Source organism: Acinetobacter sp. ANC 3832, from assembly GCF_002135415.1.
In the GTDB taxonomy this organism is placed as follows: domain Bacteria; phylum Pseudomonadota; class Gammaproteobacteria; order Pseudomonadales; family Moraxellaceae; genus Acinetobacter.
Genome location: NZ_NEGJ01000004.1, coordinates 216199 through 236422 on the forward strand (window position 1 = coordinate 216199; position 20224 = coordinate 236422).

20 protein-coding genes are annotated in these 20224 nt (G+C 37.6%); 16 read left to right on the forward strand and 4 right to left on the reverse strand.

Annotated features, from left to right (window positions below):
- Positions 1 to 73: 73 nt before the first annotated feature.
- The 9 genes from B9T35_RS07670 to rdgB all read left to right on the forward strand — a co-directional run bounded on the left by B9T35_RS07670 (position 74) and on the right by rdgB (position 11900).
- On the forward strand, positions 74 to 2245 hold the full coding sequence (locus B9T35_RS07670; protein WP_086190531.1) for a TonB-dependent receptor domain-containing protein: 2172 nt from the start codon (positions 74 to 76) through the stop codon (positions 2243 to 2245).
- 214 nt (positions 2246 to 2459) lie between these two features.
- Entirely contained in the window at positions 2460 to 4700 is a 2241-nt protein-coding gene (locus B9T35_RS07675; RefSeq protein ID WP_086190532.1) for a TonB-dependent receptor, read from the forward strand.
- Between the two features lie 116 nt (positions 4701 to 4816).
- Positions 4817 to 5500, forward strand: a complete 684-nt coding sequence (locus tag B9T35_RS07680; RefSeq protein WP_086190533.1) for a Fe2+-dependent dioxygenase — start codon at positions 4817 to 4819, stop codon at positions 5498 to 5500.
- 86 nt (positions 5501 to 5586) lie between these two features.
- Positions 5587 to 6690 carry an alpha-hydroxy acid oxidase gene (locus B9T35_RS07685; protein ID WP_086190534.1) on the forward strand — a complete coding sequence of 368 codons (1104 nt, stop codon included), beginning with the start codon at positions 5587 to 5589 and terminating at the stop codon, positions 6688 to 6690.
- Positions 6691 to 7009: 319 nt separating this feature from the next.
- On the forward strand, positions 7010 to 8707 hold the full coding sequence (gene leuA, locus B9T35_RS07690; RefSeq protein WP_086190535.1) for a 2-isopropylmalate synthase: 1698 nt from the start codon (positions 7010 to 7012) through the stop codon (positions 8705 to 8707).
- A gap of 104 nt (positions 8708 to 8811) precedes the next feature.
- Positions 8812 to 9972, forward strand: coding sequence for a homoserine O-succinyltransferase MetX (metX, locus tag B9T35_RS07695; RefSeq protein ID WP_086190536.1), 1161 nt, complete (start codon positions 8812 to 8814; stop codon positions 9970 to 9972).
- Entirely contained in the window at positions 9972 to 10565 is a 594-nt protein-coding gene (gene metW, locus B9T35_RS07700) for a methionine biosynthesis protein MetW (RefSeq protein WP_086190537.1), read from the forward strand. Before metX ends, metW begins: the two co-directional genes overlap by 1 nt.
- A complete protein-coding gene (locus tag B9T35_RS07705; RefSeq protein WP_086190538.1) occupies positions 10562 to 11155 on the forward strand; it encodes a tetratricopeptide repeat protein in 594 nt (197 codons plus the stop codon). Before metW ends, B9T35_RS07705 begins: the two co-directional genes overlap by 4 nt.
- 118 nt (positions 11156 to 11273) lie before the next feature.
- Positions 11274 to 11900 carry an RdgB/HAM1 family non-canonical purine NTP pyrophosphatase gene (rdgB, locus tag B9T35_RS07710; RefSeq protein ID WP_086190539.1) on the forward strand — a complete coding sequence of 209 codons (627 nt, stop codon included), beginning with the start codon at positions 11274 to 11276 and terminating at the stop codon, positions 11898 to 11900.
- Positions 11901 to 11975: 75 nt separating this feature from the next.
- On the opposite strand, the gene B9T35_RS07715 is transcribed toward rdgB, so the two are convergent.
- Entirely contained in the window at positions 11976 to 12857 is an 882-nt protein-coding gene (locus B9T35_RS07715) for a permease (protein WP_086190540.1), read from the reverse strand.
- Between the two features lie 161 nt (positions 12858 to 13018).
- Here B9T35_RS07715 and tatA point away from each other — a divergent pair, with 161 nt between their 5' ends.
- From tatA to tatC, 3 genes are read left to right on the forward strand one after another with little or no spacing between them, the layout of a single operon-like run.
- Positions 13019 to 13246, forward strand: coding sequence for a Sec-independent protein translocase subunit TatA (tatA, locus tag B9T35_RS07720; RefSeq protein ID WP_086190541.1), 228 nt, complete (start codon positions 13019 to 13021; stop codon positions 13244 to 13246).
- An 18-nt stretch (positions 13247 to 13264) separates the two neighbouring features.
- Positions 13265 to 13729 (forward strand): Sec-independent protein translocase protein TatB, encoded by a 465-nt coding sequence (tatB, locus tag B9T35_RS07725; protein ID WP_086190542.1) that lies wholly within the window; start codon positions 13265 to 13267, stop codon positions 13727 to 13729.
- Positions 13726 to 14508, forward strand: a complete 783-nt coding sequence (gene tatC / locus B9T35_RS07730) for a twin-arginine translocase subunit TatC (protein WP_086190543.1) — start codon at positions 13726 to 13728, stop codon at positions 14506 to 14508. Before tatB ends, tatC begins: the two co-directional genes overlap by 4 nt.
- Positions 14509 to 14562: 54 nt before the next feature.
- On the opposite strand, the gene B9T35_RS07735 is transcribed toward tatC, so the two are convergent.
- Positions 14563 to 15348: an NRDE family protein gene (locus tag B9T35_RS07735; RefSeq protein ID WP_086190544.1), complete on the reverse strand. Its 786-nt coding sequence runs from the start codon at positions 15346 to 15348 to the stop codon at positions 14563 to 14565.
- Positions 15349 to 15440: 92 nt separating this feature from the next.
- Between B9T35_RS07735 and lgt the strand changes: the two genes are divergently transcribed.
- From lgt to B9T35_RS07750, 3 genes are all read left to right on the forward strand, one after another.
- Positions 15441 to 16265 (forward strand): prolipoprotein diacylglyceryl transferase, encoded by an 825-nt coding sequence (gene lgt, locus B9T35_RS07740; protein WP_086190622.1) that lies wholly within the window; start codon positions 15441 to 15443, stop codon positions 16263 to 16265.
- A 185-nt stretch (positions 16266 to 16450) separates the two neighbouring features.
- Positions 16451 to 16834, forward strand: a complete 384-nt coding sequence (locus tag B9T35_RS07745) for a hypothetical protein (protein WP_086190545.1) — start codon at positions 16451 to 16453, stop codon at positions 16832 to 16834.
- 1 nt (position 16835) lies between these two features.
- Positions 16836 to 17207, forward strand: coding sequence for a hypothetical protein (locus tag B9T35_RS07750; protein WP_086190546.1), 372 nt, complete (start codon positions 16836 to 16838; stop codon positions 17205 to 17207).
- A gap of 132 nt (positions 17208 to 17339) precedes the next feature.
- On the opposite strand, the gene B9T35_RS07755 is transcribed toward B9T35_RS07750, so the two are convergent.
- Complete coding sequence (locus tag B9T35_RS07755; protein WP_086190547.1) at positions 17340 to 17867, reverse strand: CHAP domain-containing protein; 528 nt, start codon at positions 17865 to 17867, stop codon at positions 17340 to 17342.
- A gap of 416 nt (positions 17868 to 18283) precedes the next feature.
- Positions 18284 to 19087, reverse strand: a complete 804-nt coding sequence (locus B9T35_RS07760) for a YwqG family protein (RefSeq protein ID WP_086190548.1) — start codon at positions 19085 to 19087, stop codon at positions 18284 to 18286.
- Positions 19088 to 19271: 184 nt separating this feature from the next.
- Between B9T35_RS07760 and thyA the strand changes: the two genes are divergently transcribed.
- Positions 19272 to 20114: a thymidylate synthase gene (thyA, locus tag B9T35_RS07765; protein ID WP_086190549.1), complete on the forward strand. Its 843-nt coding sequence runs from the start codon at positions 19272 to 19274 to the stop codon at positions 20112 to 20114.
- The last annotated feature ends 110 nt before the right edge of the window (positions 20115 to 20224 follow it).

Below are 20224 nucleotides of genomic sequence, written 5' to 3' on the forward strand. Positions count from 1 at the left end.
CGTTAGCATTACTTTGCTTTTTATTATTTGATTTATTTTCATATATTTATCTCGTCCACTTCGGAATTCTTTTATGAGTATGTTTAACCTTCGCCCTCTTTCAATCGCAATTTTTGGGATTACAACAACTTCCGCATTTGCCAATACCAATTCGGAATCTGCCGCAATTCAACAACTTTCAACAATGGTCGTTTCTGCATCTGGTTTCGAGCAATCGATTAAAAATGCGCCTGCAAGCATTAGTGTTATTAGTAAAGAAGATATTGAGAAAAAAAATGCGACTAGCATTGCCGATCTTCTTTCAGATATACCAGGCATCGATATCCGTGACGGTATTGGTAAAACATCAGGTCTAAATATTAAAATGCGTGGTCTAGGCAACGAATATAGCCTCATTCTGATTGATGGTCGTCGTCAAACTACTTCAGCAGATGTGACACCCAATGGTTTTGGTGAATCAGCAAATGGTTTTATTCCACCTTTAGCAGCAATTGAGCGAATTGAAGTGATTCGTGGTCCAATGGCCACTCGTTATGGCTCTGAGGCTATGGGCGGGGTGATTAACATCATTACGAAAAAAATATCCAATGAATGGAATGGAAATGTCACGGTAAGTGGCAATATCATGGAAAATAATGCAGAAGCAGATTCATGGAAAACCAGTTTTTTACTCAATGGACCAATTATTAATGACCGCTTAGGTGTACAAATTCGAGGTAGCTATTTAGACCGTCAAAAATCTGAACGTATTCCCGGTACATCAGGTCGTGATCCTCGCCCTTCTGAAGCAGATAACTATGATCTAGGTGGAAAGTTAAGCTTTAAACTCAATGACCAAAATAACTTTTGGGTTGATGCTTTTCAATCAAGTCAAACCTATAGCAACGATGATGATCGCCTAGGAACTCAAGATACCTCAAGTCGCGCACGTGGTTATAAAGATGAGTTAGAATTTAATCGTGAACAATACGCTTTAGGCCATGATGGTGATTATAGTTTTGGTAAATGGTCAACTTATGTGAGTCAAACAGAAACAGAAACCAAAGGCCGAACGATTCCAACAGGTACATTTGCACAAAATGCTCATGCAGGTACTGATCGTAATTTAAAAAATACTGATCTTGTTGCCGACACTCATATTATTGCTCCTATTGCCAACCATGTATTAACTGTAGGTGCTGAATATAAAAAAGCGGAAGTTGCTGATGATTTAGCAGGCATTGGTGCTAAATTTGATAAAGACTCTTACTCTTTTTATGCAGAAGATGAATGGCGTTTACATGATAATTTAGCATTCACTTTTGGTGGTCGTTATGAAGACCATTCAGGCTTTGGTGGTCAATTTAGCCCACGCGGTTACTTGGTTTGGAATGCTTCTGATGCATGGACATTTAAAGGTGGTGTTAGCACGGGTTATAAAGCACCATCGCCAAAAGCCTTGCATAATGGTGTGATTGGTGTCAGTGGTCAGGGTGCAAATTTCCAAATTGGTTCACCAGACTTAAAACCTGAAGAGTCATTGAACTATGAACTGGGTTTTAATTATAACAACGGTAATTTAGACCTCACCACCACGGCCTTCTTCAATAAAATTGACAACCTTATTACAGATGGACCAGAACTCTTAAACTGCGCATTTACAGCAAATCCAAATAGACCAGGTTGTGTGAACTATGGTTCTCATATTACCCAAGATACATTCTCACAAAGCATTAATGCGGATGAAGCTGAAACCAAAGGTATTGAACTCAGCTTAAAGTATCAAATTATTCCTGAATGGGATATTAAAGCGGCATACACCTATATGGAATCTGAAATCACTAAAGGTGAAAATAAAGGTTCATATTTAAGTAATGTACCTAAAAATGCCTTCAATATGACCTCAACATGGCATATTAATGGTGCATTTGATCTTTGGTTACAACACGAATATAAATCTGATCGCAAACGTTATAGTACAGAACAAACAACAGGTGATGCGGGTATTATCTATGCTGCTACAGGCAACAAATTAAAAGGTTATAACCTCTTTAATTTAGGTGCGAGTTATATCGTGAATGATAATATTCGTATCAATGGTGCAATCAACAATTTGTTAGATAAAGACTTTACTGAAAATGGCCGCTATATTGATGCAAATGGTGATCCTGCAAATTATTACGATTATATGGTGATTGGCTCAGGAATGTCTGGTACTTATCTTCCAGGGCGTAATTTATGGTTATCACTATCTTACGATTTCTAAATCTAGAATAACAATAAAAAACCCTGCAAATGCAGGGTTTTTCTATACATATATAAAATCAACTACTTAAACATTAAATGTTACATTATTGCATTCAATATGCCTCTTTATCATCTAATGAGAATCGAGAAATCCAATGTTACATAATGGTTATATAAAATAAGAATCATTATTATTCGCATACAAATTTGCACTACTCTTAGTGAGTTTTTTAATGTCATTCATCAAAACACGTAAAAAGATTATCTCAACTGCAATTGCATCTTCTTTATCTGTAATTGCAACTACAGCGATTGCTCAAGATGACGCAACTCAGCTTCCAACAATTCATGCACTGGCAAGTGCAGAACAAAGTTTAAAAGTAGATAAATCTGCAAACACTAAATTTGTTGCTCCCCTTCTAGATACTCCAAAATCTGTTTCCGTTATTTCTAAACAATTAATACAAGATACTCAAGTTACGACGTTAAGTGATGCTTTACGCACTGTACCTGGTATTACATTAGGTGCTGGTGAAGGTGGTAACCCAAATGGAGATCGTCCATTTATTCGTGGTTATAACTCTGAAAGCTCAATGTATGTAGATGGTATCCGTAGTGCAACCTCACAAAATCGTGAAATGTTTGCCATTGAACAAGTTGAAGTGACTAAAGGTTCTGCTTCTGCTATGGGTGGTGCAGGTTCTGTTGGTGGTAGCATCAACATGATCTCTAAAGTTGCTAAAAAAGGTGACTTTTTAGAAGGTTCAGTTGCAGGTGGTACAGATGATTACCAACGTATTACTTTAGATGGTAATAAAGATTTTGGTAATGGGATTGCTGCGCGTGTTGCTGTTATGGGACACCATAATGACAAAGCAGGTCAATCTGACGGTGCTGAATACAAACGCGCAGGGATTGCACCTAGTATTACTTTTGGTTTAGATACCCCCACTCGTGCAACTTTAAGTTATTACTACTTAAAATCTGATGACACTCCAGATTCAGGCGTTCCTTATTGGAATCCATCAGACAAAACTGCAACAGGCAAACCTTTAGATGCGAAACAAGGTATTTACTATGGTTGGTTAGATCGTGATTTCCAAAAACAAGAAAATCAAATTGGTACATTTAAATTAGAACATGACATTAATGAAAATCTAACCATCAGTAATGTTGCTTCTTATACCAAATCGACCAATGATTATATTTGGACTCAACCAGATGATAGCCAAAAAAATATCGCGAATGGCGAAGTTTGGCGTCGTGTGAATTCTCGTATCACAGATACAACTGGTTTTAATGATCAACTTTCGTTAACTGGTAAATTTAATACTGGTGCAATTAAGCACAGTTTCAATGTAGGTGCTGAATACAGTAAATTAGAATCTGATAAAGGATCATATACTGTTACTTCAAATTCAGGAAAAGTCATTACTGGTTCACCTACAACAGGTGCATGTTCTTTAGGTATTGGGGCTGCATCTGATTACTGGTGTACTTCAGCTTACAATCCAAACTCAAAAGATCCTTGGTTAGGTAGTTACGCTGCAAATAAAGCTGTCACAACAACAACGGCTGAAACCACATCAATTTATCTATTAGATAGTATTGAATTTACACCTAAATGGTTATTAGATCTTGGTGCTCGGTGGGACAAGTTCGATACTGAGCTTAAGACCAATGCAACTGGTGCTACTATTGAGAACAACACAGACTTTTTCTCATATCAAGCAGGCTTAACATTTAAACCTGTTGAAAATGGCTCAATTTATGTAAGTTTTTCAACCTCTGCTAACCCTGTAGGGATAGATGCAGGTGATGGTTCAGAAACAGCCTTAAATGCGAACATTAAAGATCTTGATCCTGAAAAAGCGCGTACTTATGAAATTGGTACAAAATGGGATCTTCTTCAAGACCGTTTAAATCTTACTGCAGCAATTTTCCGTACTGAAAAACAGAATACTCGTATTCAACTTGATTCAACGACTTATACCAATGGTGGTGAAAGTAAAGTTGATGGACTTGAACTGGGCTTAAACGGGAACATTACTAATAAATGGGCTGTATCAGCAGGTTATACTTATTTAGATAGTGAACAAACTGATCCTGGTCCATCATGCTCACGTGCAGGTGTGTGTACTGCTGATAATCCAGCAAAGGGTAAACAACTACCTAATGTACCAAAAAACAGTGCAACACTTTGGACAACGTATCAAGTACTTCCACAGCTCAACTTAGGTGTAGGTGCAATTGCAATGGACAAAGTCTATGGTGATGCTGCAAATACTAAGTTTGTTCCAGGCTATGTACGTTACGATGCAATGGCGCGTTATAACGTAAACAAAAATGTTGATTTACAATTGAACGTAAACAACCTTTCTGATAAACGTTATTTCACTAAAGCTTATGCATCTCACTATGCAACAGAAGCTGAAGGTCGTAGTGCTGTATTGTCGGTAAACTTTAAATACTAAATCGTTCCAAACAAACTTTAAAATCCATAATTAACTTATGGATTTAATGTAAAATAGCCTCTGAGATAGAGGCTATTTTTATAGATAATGAGTTAAATATTTTAATTGAGGTTGCCATGATTCATCATATTCCAAATGTACTGAGCAAAGCCCAAGTTCAATATTTTCGCGAAGAAATGAGTAAAGTGGAATGGGTCAATGGCAAAGTAACTACAGGAACACTGTCAGCAACCGTAAAACAAAATCAACAACTCGCTGAAGCGCATCCCCTTACCCAACATTTAGGCAACATTATTTTAGAAGCATTAGGACAGCATCCTTTATTTTTGTCTGCTGCTTTACCTTTGGATATTCTTCCTCCCTTTTTCAATCGCTACGAAAACAATGAGTCCTTTGGTTTTCATGTGGATAATTCAATTCGGAATATTCGTGGAACTCAGCAACGCTTAAGAACAGATTTATCCTGTACTGTTTTCCTCAGTGAACCTGAAGAGTACGAAGGTGGGGATCTTGTCGTTGAAGATACTTATGGTTATCACGAAGTAAAATTACCTGCTGGCGATCTTATTCTCTACCCTTCAACAAGTGTGCATGAAGTGACTGCTGTGACCCAAGGTTGTCGTATTGCATCCTTCTTTTGGGTACAAAGTATGATTCGTGATGATGCCAATCGTCATATGTTGTTTAACCTCGATCAGACCATTCAAAATTTACGTACTCAATTAGGTGATACACATGCTGAAGTCGTTAAATTAACCAGTATGTACCACAACCTCATTCGTAAATGGGCTGAGCTTTAATTCAGATTTGATTCTATCCTTATATCGACAAATACCTTATTCCGTTATTTTAGTACCAACATTTTATTTCAATTTTGGGGAAATGTATGAACTCACACACTGTACTTCCACCTCTTATACAAATTCCCCCATATCTACAAACCATTGCAGACTATGAACAACAGGCTCAAAAGCATTTAGCTGAAAATACATGGCACTACTTACAAGGTGGTGCCATGGATGAAATCAGTGTCCAGAAAAATTTAGATCAATTTCAAAAAATTCAACTCATACCAAGACTGCTGAATGACTTAACCCAAGGTCATACTGAATGTGAAATTTTAGGGCAAACTTTTCCGCATCCTATTTTTTTAGCTCCGATTGGTCATCAACAACTTTTCCATGAAAATGGTGAGGCTGCATCTGCATTGGCTGCAGAAGTGCTCGGCAGTAATATTGTGATCAGCACGTTTACCAATACAGATTTAAGAAGCATTAAAAAAGAAAGCCCATACAAATGGTTTCAACTATATTGGCAAGGTGATCGTGAAAAATCGTTAGCTTTAGTCAAACTCGCAGAACAGCAAAACTTTAAAGCAATTGTGATTACGGTCGATTCACCACATACAGGTATTCGTGATCGCGAGCGTCGGGTGTTTTTCCAACTCCCTGAAGGCATGCAACATCCGCATACTCCTACACATATCCCCTTACCTGAAATCACGGCGGATCAACATCCTGTGTTTAACGGTTTAATGCAAATTGCGCCGAAATGGGCAGACATCGAATGGATCATTGCCAACACACATTTACCCGTGATTTTAAAAGGTGTATTGCATCCTAAAGATGCTGAAAAAGCTGTGCAACTTGGTGTTCAGGCTTTGATTATTTCCAATCATGGCGGGCGAGTTTTAGATACAGCAATTTCACCGTTAAAAGCTTTGCAAAAAATTAAGCAGGTTGTGCCTAAAGATTTCCCACTGTTACTTGATGGTGGAATTCGCCGAGGAACGGATGTATTTAAAGCCTTGGCTTTAGGTGCTTCTGCTGTGCTGATTGGCCGCCCTTATATTTATGGACTAGCTGTCGCAGGTGCTTTAGGCGTTGCGCATGTGACTAAAATTTTAAAAGAAGAATTTGAGATTACGATGGCGTTAATGGGAACATCTACGTTAAAAGAAATTAATTCAGAATATATTTCCCAAGATTAAGACTTTCTAAGAAAATTTTTCTCTCAAACATTCTATATGATGCAAATTAAGGAAAATATTCCCGTCATCATTGTTTTAAAATTATCCTTAAGATAAACCATTTACAGGTTGAATGAACCGTCTAAATCAAGCGTTGGTAGAAGTTGCATGAGCTGAAACATCCGTGATGATCAACAATCACCTTCTGCGACTTTAGGCTGATATTTTAGACAATATGGTTCAAAATACTTGTAAACAGCTAGAATAGACACAATCTATATTTGTAGTAAGTTGCCTTTACCCAAGACCAGAGCGACCGACACTACACAAGGAGTTTCACATGATGTTGGCAGATCCAAGTAAAAAATATCGTCGCATGTACCAACGTGTGGACTTACCAGACCGTCAATGGCCAAATAACGAAATCAATAAAGCGCCAATCTGGATGAGTACCGACCTACGTGATGGTAATCAGGCAATCTTCGAGCCAATGAACATTGAACAAAAATTTAAAATGTTCCAAATGTTGGTCAAAATTGGTTTTAAACATATTGAAATTGGCTTCCCGTCAGCATCACAAATTGACTTCGACTTTACTCGTAAACTCATCGAAGAAGGTCATATTCCTGAAGATGTTTATATTGAAGTATTGGTTCAGGCACGTGATCATTTAATTCAACGTACTTTTGAATCTTTACAAGGCGCGAAACGTGCCATCGTACATATCTATAATTCAAACTCTCCGACTTTCCGTAAAAAAGTTTTGAATGTTGATGCTGCTGGTGCAAAAAAATTAGCCATGAATGCGGCTGAAAAAGTGAAAGAATATGCAGCGCAATATCCTGAAACTGACTTTATCTTCCAATACAGCCCTGAATGTTTTACTGCAACAGAATTAGACGTGGCTAAAGATGTCTGTGATGCTGTGACTGAAATCTGGGAAGCATCGCCAACCAATAAAGTGATTTTGAACTTACCTGCAACGGTTGAAGTTTCTGGTCCACATGTCTATGCAGACCAAATTGAATGGATGCATCGCAACTTACAACGTCGTGATGGTGTGATTATTTCAGTACATTGCCACAATGACCGTGGTTGTGGTATCGCAGCCTCTGAATTAGCGATCATGGCGGGTGCTGACCGTGTTGAAGGTTGTGTATTTGGTAATGGTGAACGTACAGGTAACGTAGACGTTGCTGCAATTGCTTTGAATATGTATACCCAAGGTGTTGCACCTGAATTAGACTTTTCAAATATCAATGAAATTATTGCAACCGTCGAAGAATGCACAGGTTTGCCTGTTCATCCACGTCATCCTTATGCAGGTGATTTGGTCTTCACAGCATTCTCAGGTTCACATCAGGATGCGATTAAGAAAGGTTTTGAGTTCCAAAAGAACGAAGAAATTTGGGATATGCCTTATTTACCAATCGATCCTAAAGATTTAGGTCGTGATTATGATGCTGTGATTCGTGTTAATTCACAGTCTGGTAAAGGTGGTATTTCTTATCTTCTTGAGTCAAATTATAACGTCGTATTGCCACGTCGTTTACAAGTTGAATTCTCGCAAGTGGTACAGCAAGTCGCTGATGATGAGGGTGTAGAAGTCACTGCAAAACAAATCTGGAATTTATTCCAAGATACTTATGTTGCAGTTAAAGATGCACACTACTCAACCAAAAATTACAAATTATCAGATGAAAATGGCAACCAAGTCATTGAGCTTGATATTGTGGTAAATGGTGAAACTCAGCACTTACGTGGTGAAGGAAATGGTCCAATTTCTGCCATTTTGAATGCACTTCAATTGCCAATTGATGTCTTGAACTATGAAGAACGTAGTATCAGTTCAGGCGCAAGTGCCAAAGCATTGGCATTGGTTGAACTTCAAGTGAAAGGTACAGGGAAATCTGCGTACGGCGCAGGGATTCATGACAATATCGTCACCTCTTCAATTGAAGCCATTATTGCATGTACAAATCGCTTGATTGAGCAAGGTGTTTTAAGCACTGAGCAAGTGGTTGCTGCTGCTGTTTAAAGGCTGATTCTACAGACTTTAGCAGTAAAAAGACTTTAGAAAGGATACCCTCGGTGGTATCCTTTTATTCATTGTTCCAAAAGATTTTAAGGCGAATTATTCCTGTGTCTTTTCCAGCTGACTCAGTGGGTGTCGTTACCCCACAAAAGCTTCAATTTGAAGAACCTTTAGAGCTTGAATGTGGTCGCGTATTACCACGATTCGAAATCATGATGGAAACTTATGGTGAACTCAATGCAGATCAATCCAATGCTATTTTGATTTGTCATGCGCTTTCAGGGCATCACCATGCAGCAGGTTATCATCATGAAGATGATAAAAAACCAGGTTGGTGGGATGCTTGTATTGGTCCTGGAAAAGCCATTGATACGTCTAAATTCTTTGTCGTTGCAATCAATAACATTGGTGGCTGTAGTGGTTCTACGGGTCCTACATCACCGAATCCAGAAAATGAAAATCGCCCTTATGGTCCAGACTTCCCTTTAGTGACTGTTCGTGACTGGGTAAAAACCCAAGCAATGTTATCTGATCGTTTGGGTATTGATATTTGGTATTCAGTGATTGGTGGTTCGCTTGGTGGAATGCAGGCTTTACAATGGTCTGTCGATTATCCTGATCGTTTAAAAAACTGCGTGATTATTGCCAGCGCACCAAAACTTTCAGCGCAAAATATCGCCTTTAATGAGGTTGCTCGTCAATCGATTCTTTCCGATCCAGACTTCCACAATGGTCGCTATTTAGAACAGGACAGCTACCCTAAACGAGGACTGATTTTGGCACGCATGGTCGGTCATATCACCTATCTGTCTGAAGAAGCGATGAAGCAAAAATTTGGTCGGGATTTAAAATCAGGCAAATTTATGTATGGTTTTGATGTGGAATTCCAAGTTGAAAGTTATTTGCGCTATCAAGGTGAACAATTCAGTCGTAACTTTGATGCCAATACCTATTTAATTATGACCAAAGCTTTGGACTATTTTGATCCTTCTCGTGAATATGATTTGTCATTAACCAAAGCTATGTCGAATACAAAATGTCGCTTCTTAGTGGTGTCTTTTACTACAGACTGGCGATTTACCCCTGCTCGTTCGCAAGAAATTGTAGATTCACTAATTACCAGTCACAAGCCTGTAAGCTATATCGATATTGATGCAGAACAAGGACATGACTCATTTTTGTTCCCTATTCCGCTATATGTAAAAACATTACGTGCATTTTTAGGTGGTCGTGAACACCTAGAAGCAACACCTAAGGAGGCAGTGTAATGCGAATCGATCAACAACTCGCTGAAAAGTGGATTACAGCGGGTGCAAGCGTGCTGGATTTAGGCTGTGGCGATGGTGAATTATTGTCACAAATGAGCAAAAAACAGCAAATTCGTGCATATGGTTTAGAAATTGATCAAGAAAAGATTGCAATTGCGGTCAGTCGAGGGTTAAATATTATCCAACAAGACTTAAATCTCGGTTTGGGACGCTTTGCTGACCAGTCTTTTGACTATGTGGTTATGGCACAAGCTTTGCAAGCTGTAGATGCGCCTGACGTGCTTTTGCGCGATATGGTGCGTGTGGGGAAACAGGCAATTATTACCTTCCCAAATTTTGCGCATTGGAAGACTCGTTCTTTTCTTGCACTTAAAGGGAGAATGCCTGTTTCAGATGCTTTACCGTATATGTGGTACAATACGCCAAACATCCACTTATGCACCTTTCGTGATTTCGAAGCATTGTGTGCAGAAAATCATATTCAAATTATTAATCGACTTGCTGTAAATGGGAACCAACAAGGGAGCTTACTGAGTAAGACCATCCCAAATTTGTTCGGCGAAGTCGCTATTTATCGAGTGAGTGCTCTATGAGAAAAATACTATTAGGCAGTACATTATTTTTTGGGCTGTTTAGTTTTCAAGCCCACGCGGATTATATTCCGCAACAGCAACAATCGACATCAGCTTTAGCAGCACAATATGCACATATGAATGTTGCAGATTTGCAAAAAGCGGCTAAATCAGGTCAAGCTGCGGCTCAATTCTATCTTGCGACTCGTTATCAATCTGGTACAGATGTGTCTAAAGATATGAAACAAGCTTTTACTTGGTTTAAAGCGGCTGCTGATCAAGGTATTTCATCTGCTCAACTCAATGTTGGACGCATGTATGCTGATGGTATTGGCATATCGAAAAATGAAAGCTCTGCACGTCAATACTTTGAAAAAGCAGCCAGCCATGGTGATAATCGTGCTAGCTTTAACTTAGCTGTGATGGAAGAACAAAAGAAAAATTATATGGGTGCATACCAATGGTATGAACTTTCTACCCGTGATGGCATGTTAGACAATAAAGTCATTAATATGTCTGAAACCAAGAAAACAGCTTTGGCTGCCAACTTAACCCCTGAACAAATTCGCACTGCACGTGATCGTGCTGACAAATGGATTCAAGCACAATAAGCTTGAGCATCATCTTAAATAAATTCTAAAAGCACCTTCGGGTGCTTTTTTATTAACGTCATTTCTGTCATGAAATCAGCTAAAATACCGACTATTATTCAAGGTCAAGGCTTTTACAATGTCTGCACAAGATTGGTTATCTCAAGGAACTCTTGTTCTCGCAAGTAACAACAAAGGTAAAATTGCAGAATTTGAAAAAATGTTCGCTGAACTGAATTTACCTGTAGAAGTCGTTCCTCAAGGTCAATTGAATATCGAAGATGCGATTGAAGATGGTTTAAGCTTTATAGAGAATGCGATTATCAAAGCTCGCCATGCTTCAAAAATATCTGGTAAGCCTGCAATTGCAGATGATTCAGGGATTTGTGTCCCAATATTAGGAGGTACACCTGGTATCTATTCTGCACGCTATGCAGGTGAGCATGGTGATGACTCAGCAAATAATGCAAAACTTTTAGAAAACTTAAAACCATTACGCAAAAATGGTGAAACGATCGAAGGCATGTTTGTATGTGTCTTAGCATTGGTTCAACATGCAGAAGACCCACTTCCACAAATTTTTCAAGGCATTTGGAAGGGTGAAGTCTTAGAGCAAGCACGTGGTGAAAATGGCTTTGGCTATGATCCGCTCTTTTGGTTACCTGAACTGAATATATCGAGTGCAGAAATATCAAAAGAAGACAAAAATAAAATCAGCCATCGTGGACAAGCGATGAAACTTTTTAAACAAAGCTTAGAAAAATAATCATCAAGCATTACCTCTTCTAACAAAGAGAGGTAATGCACATCTAGAAAACTTTCAAATGATTGACTTAAAAAATTAAAAGATAATCAGCTTAATGATTAGCCCATATATGATACATATCACGCAACTCACAATCGTACCTGATGCGATATATTTAGCTGAAATTCCAGTTCCTTGATAATACGTTTCCAATGCCACAATATTGGCTGCGGGCGGTAAACAAAATAATAAAAACATCACTCCAATATATTCATGGATATGTGGAATAGGTAAAAATTGATAAGCCACACCACACAATACGATGCCACAGATTATTTTTAATAATGCAACTTGAGTACTTTCAATGAGATCATCCCAATGTACCCGAGTTTTACGTAGCCACATTCCCAATACGCACATGCCTGTAAAGCTCATGCCCCATTTTGCAGCGTCATAAATCTGATCAATCCAATGATGGTTTTCAAGATTTTGTAGATCAAAATATCGAAAAATAACAGAGAAGAACAGTGCAATAATAGGTGGGGATTGAAGCATTTTCTTGCAAATATCAAGCAGTGATTGTGGTTCTGAACTGACGGATGTTACTGCCCAACTGTTGCCAAAAATTGAACCACCAATATATAAAGCAATAATCGCGGAACTAATCTCTGAGCCGAATAAAGCAATAGCAATCGGAAAGCCTAACCATGCCATATTGGTATAACTAAAACACAATGATCTCAAGCGATCTTTAAACATCGTTAAATAAATAAAGAACAAAATGAATGCAGAGCAAAAGCTAAATAGCATCAAGCTCAAGCTACCTTCGCGGTAAAACACCATGTTGTAGATAATAACGACTGGAATAAATAAGCGCGCGAGCAAAGCGGAAAACAAGGTTTTTAGCTGATTTGAGAATGATGTAGAAGCAAGTATTAGCCCACAGATAAAAGACAACAGTGGTAATAGCAAAGCCACAAGCTCACGTCCAAAATGGTATTGATTTTGAATGCTATCACGCCTCGCTAAGCTTTTCTTTAAAAAAGTCTAAGTCGATTGTCTTTAAATTGAAATCTCGATGTCACTCATTTGTCATACATAACTGTTGAGATAGCTGTTAAATAATTGGAGTTAAAACTATGGCTGGCTTATCAATTTGGCATGTTCTTATTTTTGCAATTGTCGTGATTTTATTGTTCGGCACGTCTAAGCTTAAAAACTTAGGTAAAGATGTCGGTGGTGCTGTTAAAGATTTCAAAAAATCGATAAAAGATGAAGAAGCGGCTGCAGCTGCATCATTAGGTGAAGCACGTACTTTAGAGCATCAAACCACCAATACTGATGTGAACTCTACAGTAAAACACTAAGCTGGGAGACCATCAGTCATGTTAGATATCGGATTTTCAGAGTTATTGGTTTTTGGGATTATTGCTTTACTGGTGTTAGGACCAGAGAAGTTACCCGAAGCTGCTCGCTTTGCTGCAAAATGGTATAGCAAATTCAAGCGTGCTATTAGCAGTGTTCAAAATGATATCGATCGTGAATTACGTCTGTCAGAATTCCGTGAAGAAATGCAACAAGAGATGCTCCGCATTCAAGAACTTGAACAAAAAATGCAGAGCCAAATGCAAGCATTACAACAACAATCATTACTGGCTGTAGAAAAAGAACAACATACAGCATCATCGCAAAATAAAAATTCTCCTGTCATTTATAATTTTATGCATAGCACGGTTCCCTCTTTATACTTTTCTAAGATTTGGATGAAAAAGCATAATTGCTCTTATGAGCAACTGCATATTGTTCCATCTGAATCCAGAATCATGCCTGAATTAAAGGTTGCTGTATGACAACATCGCTCACACCTCAAATTCACTCAGAAAGTAGTGAAACAAAAACAGCATTGCCAGAGATGCCGATTACTCAGCATTTAGTGGTTTTAAGAAAGCATTTATTTAAAATTGTTGCGATCATCATTACCATATTTTTTTGCTTATTGCCCTTTGCTAATAAAACCTATTCAACACTGTCTGAACCTTTACGTGCTCAACTGCCTGTAAATTCCACCATGATTGCAACGGATGTTACTGCAACATTTATGGCACCATTTAAGTTGAATTTTTTTATTGCTCTGATGCTGGCTATGCCTTTTATTATTTATCAAGTCTGGACATTTATTCGCCCTGCACTTTATGAAAAAGAAAAAAATCTAGCCTTCCCATTATTATTTGGCAGTATCTTTCTCTTTTACTCAGGCATTGCCTTCGCTTATTTTGTAGCTTTGCCGTCTATTTTGCATTTCTTCATTAGCGTTTCACCTGACACTGTTGCGCCTATGACGGATATCAACAGTTACTTGGCTTTTTGTTTAAAACTGTTTTTAGTGTTTGGGGTAACCTTTGAAATTCCGATTATTACCTTGGTTTTGATTTTAGTCGGCTTAGTGACCACTAAAACCCTCGCAGAAAAAAGACGCTTTATTATTGTCGGATGTTTTTTCGTTGCCATGTTTATGACACCACCTGATGCTATTTCTATGATCATGTTGGCTGTCCCAATGTGGATGCTTTTTGAAATTGGTTTGTTATTTGGCAAAATCATTGAGAAAAGAAAAACCAAAGAAGCATAAAAACAATAATTTTTAGATACTCCTGCCGATTTTTAAAATCGGCTTTTTTTATTCTCACGTAGAAGATAAAGAAATTGTTTCACTTTTTAAATCACCTTCATGTTCACCCTGTTGGGTCTTTTCAATCCAATTAAATTCAGTATTACTCATTCTTAAAAAATTTGAACAACGTGTCCCATAAATTGGACTTTGAATAAATGTTGAAGAAAGTAATTCTTCCATTTCGACATTAATACCTGTTTCAGGGAGCAATTCAGGGAGGATTTTGCGCTCATCTTCTAAAATACCCCAAACCGTATGCTGAAGATCAATCTCAGATGTTGTCGCATGTTGCAACATCGGTAAAAATTCCTGAGTAAAGCGTTTACGCAAATGTTGTGTCTTCTGCCAATCATCAGACATTAAACCATTCGATACGACGAATACGCCTTTTGGCAATACCTGTGGTGCCTCACCTCGATTACTCATATAAACAGCTTGGTTTTGATCACCTATAAATAAATTAAAGCCTGCATAATCACATTGGATTTTTTCAAGCTCTTGTGCAAAACGAATTGGCATTTGTTCTGATTCAAGAAAATGTTGAATCAATTGACCCCGTGATGTTGGATAGCTTTGTTGATCTGCACCATCTCGAAAATTGGTAACAATTGCCCATCTCCCTTGTGCTGTCACGCCCATCCACGTTCCACCTGACTGCAAATCTTGTCCTGCAATAATGGGGCTTTGTTCCCATATATGTAATTGCGATGCTGGACGGTGATAAAACTCATCACGGTTGGAAATTAAGCATAATGAAACATCTTCTAAAACTTGCCATGCAAATGCCACAATACACATAAATGATATCCTTGAACTTTACACATTGAATGTACAACATTTTTCATATCTTTCAGCTAAAATCTGTGCAAAACGAAGATCAAGGAACAGGAATGCTGACCTACCCGAATATTGACCCTGTTGCAGTCGCGCTGGGTCCTCTCCAAGTACATTGGTATGGACTGATGTACCTGCTTGCATTTTTGTGCGCATGGGGGCTTGCGACTTATCGTGCCAAGCAACGTAATAACTGGAATGCTGATATGGTTTCAGACTTGGTATTCTATGGTGCCCTAGGTGTTGTACTGGGTGGTCGTATTGGTTATGTGCTGTTTTATGAGTTTGATAAGTTCATTGCAGATCCAATTTGGTTATTCAAAGTCTGGACAGGTGGTATGAGCTTTCACGGCGGTTTCTTGGGCGTGATGGTTGCAATGTTGATCTGGTGTCATAAATATAAAAAAACGTGGTTTGAAACGCTTGATTTTATTGCACCCTGTGTTCCTACAGGATTGATGTTTGGTCGGATTGGTAACTTCATTGGCGGTGAGCTATATGGTCGCCAAGTGACGGATCCTAACTTTGCTTTCGGGATGATTTTCCCAACCGATCCATTGCAATTGGTTCGTCATCCTTCTCAAATTTACCAAGCGCTTTGCGAAGGTTTATTATTATTCCTTATTCTCTGGTTTTATAGTGCGAAGCCTCGCCCTCGTATGGCTGTTTCAGCTGTATTCTTGATGGGGTATGGCTGTGCTCGCTTCTTTATGGAGTTCTTCCGTGAGCCCGATGCAGACCAAGGCTATATCTTATTTGGTTGGATGACCAAAGGGCAAATGTTGTCTTTCCCAATGATTATGATTGGCTTATGGATGATTTGGTATGCCTATCAAAAGAAAATATTTGATTGGGGTCCTCAAAAGAACACACCGAATTAAGCCTATTCTTTGAAATAAAAAGCACTGTCTATTACTCATTCTTTTGTGAAAAATAAGACAGTGCTGATCAATTTTCTTATAAATAATTATTTAATACTTTTTATTTTATTGAGAAAAAATGAAGCAGTGCTTCCTTTTTTCTCATATGTTAAAGTTCAATCAATCAGTTTTTATCTTAATAAACTATGCTTGAATTTTGGTTTAACCCTCAAACATCACTTGTGAAGAAATTACTTATTCTCAGTGTTATCGCAGTTACAACAGCAATCCTCTATAAAATTCAACCTTTAGCAGTTGATGCAATCCTCATGTTTTTCGGTACAGGAATCATCTTCTTGATCTGCCGTTATTGCAAAATACACTTTGCCGCAAAAAAACCAGCAGGTATGTTGTATCGATTATTGACGTGGATTCCAATTGCTATTGTTCTCGCGCTCATTTTTAAGAATATGCAGGGCTCAGAAATTTTGATTCCAGGTGCTCAAGGCATTGGTTTTATGGCTTTAGCTGTGTGTCTATTCTCACCATTGTCTTTAATGCATAAAAATGCCTCTAAGCAAGAGTCTTAACATGTTAGATTTTTGGTATTCAGAAAAATGTACCCGAGAAATTAAACTAATGGCGTGCATCATTACCTGCGCCATTATTTACTTCTGTTCGAGCATTCAACAGCTTTCTCCGCTATTTACTGGCTTCTGTATTGCAATTGGCATCTGCATTCACTTACTTAGAAATATAAGTTTTAAAATTTCAGCAGACAGTTCTTATGCACAAGGCTTTAAAATTTTATTCGCTATTCTGCCTATGGCTACCTTAATCTTTTTAATGACATTATTGCCCACTGAACATCAACTTTATCTCGCAATTCAATGTGTAGGTTTTACAGCGATCGGCTTGTTTATGCTGTCTATTTACGAAAATAGAGCCAAGCGATTTGAATAAAAAAGGCAACTATCTATATAAATAGTTGCCTTTTTTATCTCTCTTGTTTTATCCGTTCTAATTTTTACAGAAATAAAATCTAGCCTGTATAAAAACTCTATTTTTCTTTTTATATTCTGAGTTTTATCTACATTAGCTGTTTAAACGATAGTATTCATAGGTCACATTTGGATCTTTATAAACATCATAACTACGTTGTCTATAATCCGAAACCCATTGCGAGCCAGTAAAGCCAGCAATATGGCCATAACGATGGCGATAACTCTTGTTAATGATATAAATATCACCTTCTTGAGGATTATCAAAAGAGGGTTGAATTTGTTTATAGCCTATACTGGTTAATGTACCACCCCAATCAGAAGCTGCAATAGGATGATCTGAAAAGCGCGCACCTGCTGATTCTAATGCGATACGTACATACTTAGCACAACGATGTGCTGAGGTATTACGTGACATGCTAACGAGCTTTTGGGTAAATTTTTCAATGTTAATTAAACTTTCTTCTTTAAAAGTTTCAGTTTTATTTTTAAAACTTTCTAAAGATTGGTTTCTTAAAAATTGTTCTGGTTGAAAGCTATTGTGTTGATTTCCCGATTGAACTTGTATATGTACCGTGGGATTCACGTATTCATTCATATCTACATTATGGTCGTAAATCATGCTTATCCTCAAAATTACTCTTTATGAATTGGCTAAAACAACCTTGTTAAAACCAATAACAACATTTCATAAGAAAAGCATACTAATCAGCGAATCTTAAAATGCAGACCCTAAACATGTAAAAAAATATGTAAATGTTAATAAATCTCATTTTAAGTTTTTTAAACTACTGAAACTTTAGGAGTTATAAAAATCTTAGGTGTAGTCTATTTGATCAAAAAACATACAACAGCTTATGCAGATTAAGCCGTATCGGTATAAATATAACCGAAATAAATCAATGGTTTCTTAAGGCAATTTGGTCATATTGTATATTTCTAATGATGCTTTTTAATCTTCTAACTCGTTCTTTATTCAAACTAAAAAAGCTCATGTTTACACATAAGCTTTTGTCTCAACGTCAACTCAAAAGGAATTTAATAGCAATCCCAGTTATACAACACTTTGGAGAAATCACGTTTTTTCAAATCTTCAGGGTGAATAAAGAAATTTCCAACCCCTGAATCGCCCCACATAATATTTTTTCCATCCGAATCATCAGTGTCAATTTGTAAGAGCAAGACATAATCTTGAATCTTCTCATTATATTCTCGTGGGTCTGTCTGAGTAAAAAATGCATAACCACTTAAACGATGTCCATTTGCTGAAAAAGTTTCACCGTATTCGTCCCAAAATTCTTCTGCAACATCATCTTCCATTGTCGAAACATCTGTGACCTTTTCAGAGAAATTAAATTCACTCAATCCGATATATTGCTGATCTAGTTGAAAACGAATTGCATACTGCCCTTCTATTGGGCTCAGCGTATTTTCAGAATCCAATGTTGGGAAAGTTTGTTCTAATTGAGCAATATCCTGTGTTACATCTTCAATATAAATAACTCTAAAGCCATCTTGTTTCTGTTGATCGTCAAAATTTAAACCATATAAGTCATCATTCGGATTTATAAAAAACTGTAAAAGCCCTGATTTAGGATAAACCTCATTTTCAGGTAATTCTGCAAAATTGATTTGAGCAAGCAGTTGTAATGCTTCCCCCTCCGCACTTTCAGGATAACTTTGCCCCAAAGACAAATATGGCTTTCCACCTATTTTACTTTGCCATAGGGTTAAATCTTGTTCAGGCTGTATGTCTATTTCAATACTCGATTTTAATGTCGATGAAATCTTATCTTTAAAAGGTTGAAAGATTTCAGGCACATCATTCCAATTGAGGCTCATTGTTGTTCTCTCTTGTTGTTGATCTTAAAATTTGGTTGAAATAACTGGCTTAAAAAGCATGTCCATTTAGTATAAACTCTATGGCTATTCAGAAATATTACGGAATCGTCTTTGAACGACACAAACTGTCACGTGTGTTGTTATTGATTCTTCTTGAACTGATAATCCTCGAACTGGGAAATTTATGAAAACGTATTTAGATCTTCTACAACACATCCTCGACAACGGCGGCGATAAAGGCGACCGTACAGGTACAGGCACTCGTTCTGTATTTGGTCATCAGATGCGTTTTGATCTTTCTAAAGGTTTTCCGCTTCTCACTACAAAGAAAGTTCATTTCCGTTCGATTGTGATTGAACTGTTGTGGTTCTTAAAAGGGGATACCAACGTCCAATATTTAAAGGACAATAAAGTATCTATTTGGAATGAATGGTCTACTGCTGAGCAAACAGCTCGTTTTGGTCGCCCTGAGGGTGAGTTAGGGCCAGTTTACGGTCATCAATGGCGTAATTTTGGCGCAACAAAAAAAGACAATGGTCTGTATGAACAAGATGGCTTTGATCAAATTCAATGGCTGATCAATGAAATCAAAACCAATCCAAACTCACGTCGTTTAATCGTGTCGGGTTGGAATCCACAAGAAGCAGGCAATGTTGCCCTGCCACCATGTCATACACTGTTCCAATTCTTTGTACAGAATGGAAAGTTGTCCTGTCAGCTTTATCAACGTAGTGCAGATGTTTTTCTCGGTGTACCTTTTAATATTGCAAGTTATGCTTTACTAACGCATATGATTGCTCAAGTCTGTGGATTAGGTGTTGGTGATTTTGTTTGGACTGGTGGTGATACACATCTTTATGCCAACCATTTTGAACAAGCTCAATTACAACTGAGCCGTGAACCAATGGCACTATGTGAATTAAAGCTGAATCCTGAAATTATAGATATTTTCGATTTTAAATTTGAAGATATTGAAATTGTGGGTTATGAATCACATCCTGCAATTAAAGCACCTGTGGCTATTTAATTTTATAAATAGATCAATAAATCTCCCTCACTCCCTCTTTATAAAAGAGTGAAGCTCTATCTTTTGATAGACAGAGCAGAGAGAGACTAAAAAATAAATAAGATTACGAG

What these genes read in the sequence shown, in the direction of transcription:
- B9T35_RS07760 (WP_086190548.1), bottom strand. Translation starts at nt 19,087, where the DNA reads ATGAGCCTCAATTGGAATGATGTGCCTGAAATCTTTCAACCTTTTAAA.
- thyA (WP_086190549.1), top strand. Translation starts at nt 19,272, where the DNA reads ATGAAAACGTATTTAGATCTTCTACAACACATCCTCGACAACGGCGGC.
- tatA (WP_086190541.1), top strand. Translation starts at nt 13,019, where the DNA reads ATGGCTGGCTTATCAATTTGGCATGTTCTTATTTTTGCAATTGTCGTG.
- rdgB (WP_086190539.1), top strand. Translation starts at nt 11,274, where the DNA reads ATGTCTGCACAAGATTGGTTATCTCAAGGAACTCTTGTTCTCGCAAGT.
- B9T35_RS07675 (WP_086190532.1), top strand. Translation starts at nt 2,460, where the DNA reads ATGTCATTCATCAAAACACGTAAAAAGATTATCTCAACTGCAATTGCA.
- lgt (WP_086190622.1), top strand. Translation starts at nt 15,441, where the DNA reads ATGCTGACCTACCCGAATATTGACCCTGTTGCAGTCGCGCTGGGTCCT.
- tatC (WP_086190543.1), top strand. Translation starts at nt 13,726, where the DNA reads ATGACAACATCGCTCACACCTCAAATTCACTCAGAAAGTAGTGAAACA.
- B9T35_RS07755 (WP_086190547.1), bottom strand. Translation starts at nt 17,867, where the DNA reads ATGATTTACGACCATAATGTAGATATGAATGAATACGTGAATCCCACG.
- B9T35_RS07735 (WP_086190544.1), bottom strand. Translation starts at nt 15,348, where the DNA reads ATGTGTATTGTGGCATTTGCATGGCAAGTTTTAGAAGATGTTTCATTA.
- tatB (WP_086190542.1), top strand. Translation starts at nt 13,265, where the DNA reads ATGTTAGATATCGGATTTTCAGAGTTATTGGTTTTTGGGATTATTGCT.
- B9T35_RS07680 (WP_086190533.1), top strand. Translation starts at nt 4,817, where the DNA reads ATGATTCATCATATTCCAAATGTACTGAGCAAAGCCCAAGTTCAATAT.
- B9T35_RS07745 (WP_086190545.1), top strand. Translation starts at nt 16,451, where the DNA reads ATGCTTGAATTTTGGTTTAACCCTCAAACATCACTTGTGAAGAAATTA.
- B9T35_RS07705 (WP_086190538.1), top strand. Translation starts at nt 10,562, where the DNA reads ATGAGAAAAATACTATTAGGCAGTACATTATTTTTTGGGCTGTTTAGT.
- B9T35_RS07670 (WP_086190531.1), top strand. Translation starts at nt 74, where the DNA reads ATGAGTATGTTTAACCTTCGCCCTCTTTCAATCGCAATTTTTGGGATT.
- B9T35_RS07750 (WP_086190546.1), top strand. Translation starts at nt 16,836, where the DNA reads ATGTTAGATTTTTGGTATTCAGAAAAATGTACCCGAGAAATTAAACTA.
- metW (WP_086190537.1), top strand. Translation starts at nt 9,972, where the DNA reads ATGCGAATCGATCAACAACTCGCTGAAAAGTGGATTACAGCGGGTGCA.
- leuA (WP_086190535.1), top strand. Translation starts at nt 7,010, where the DNA reads ATGATGTTGGCAGATCCAAGTAAAAAATATCGTCGCATGTACCAACGT.
- B9T35_RS07685 (WP_086190534.1), top strand. Translation starts at nt 5,587, where the DNA reads ATGAACTCACACACTGTACTTCCACCTCTTATACAAATTCCCCCATAT.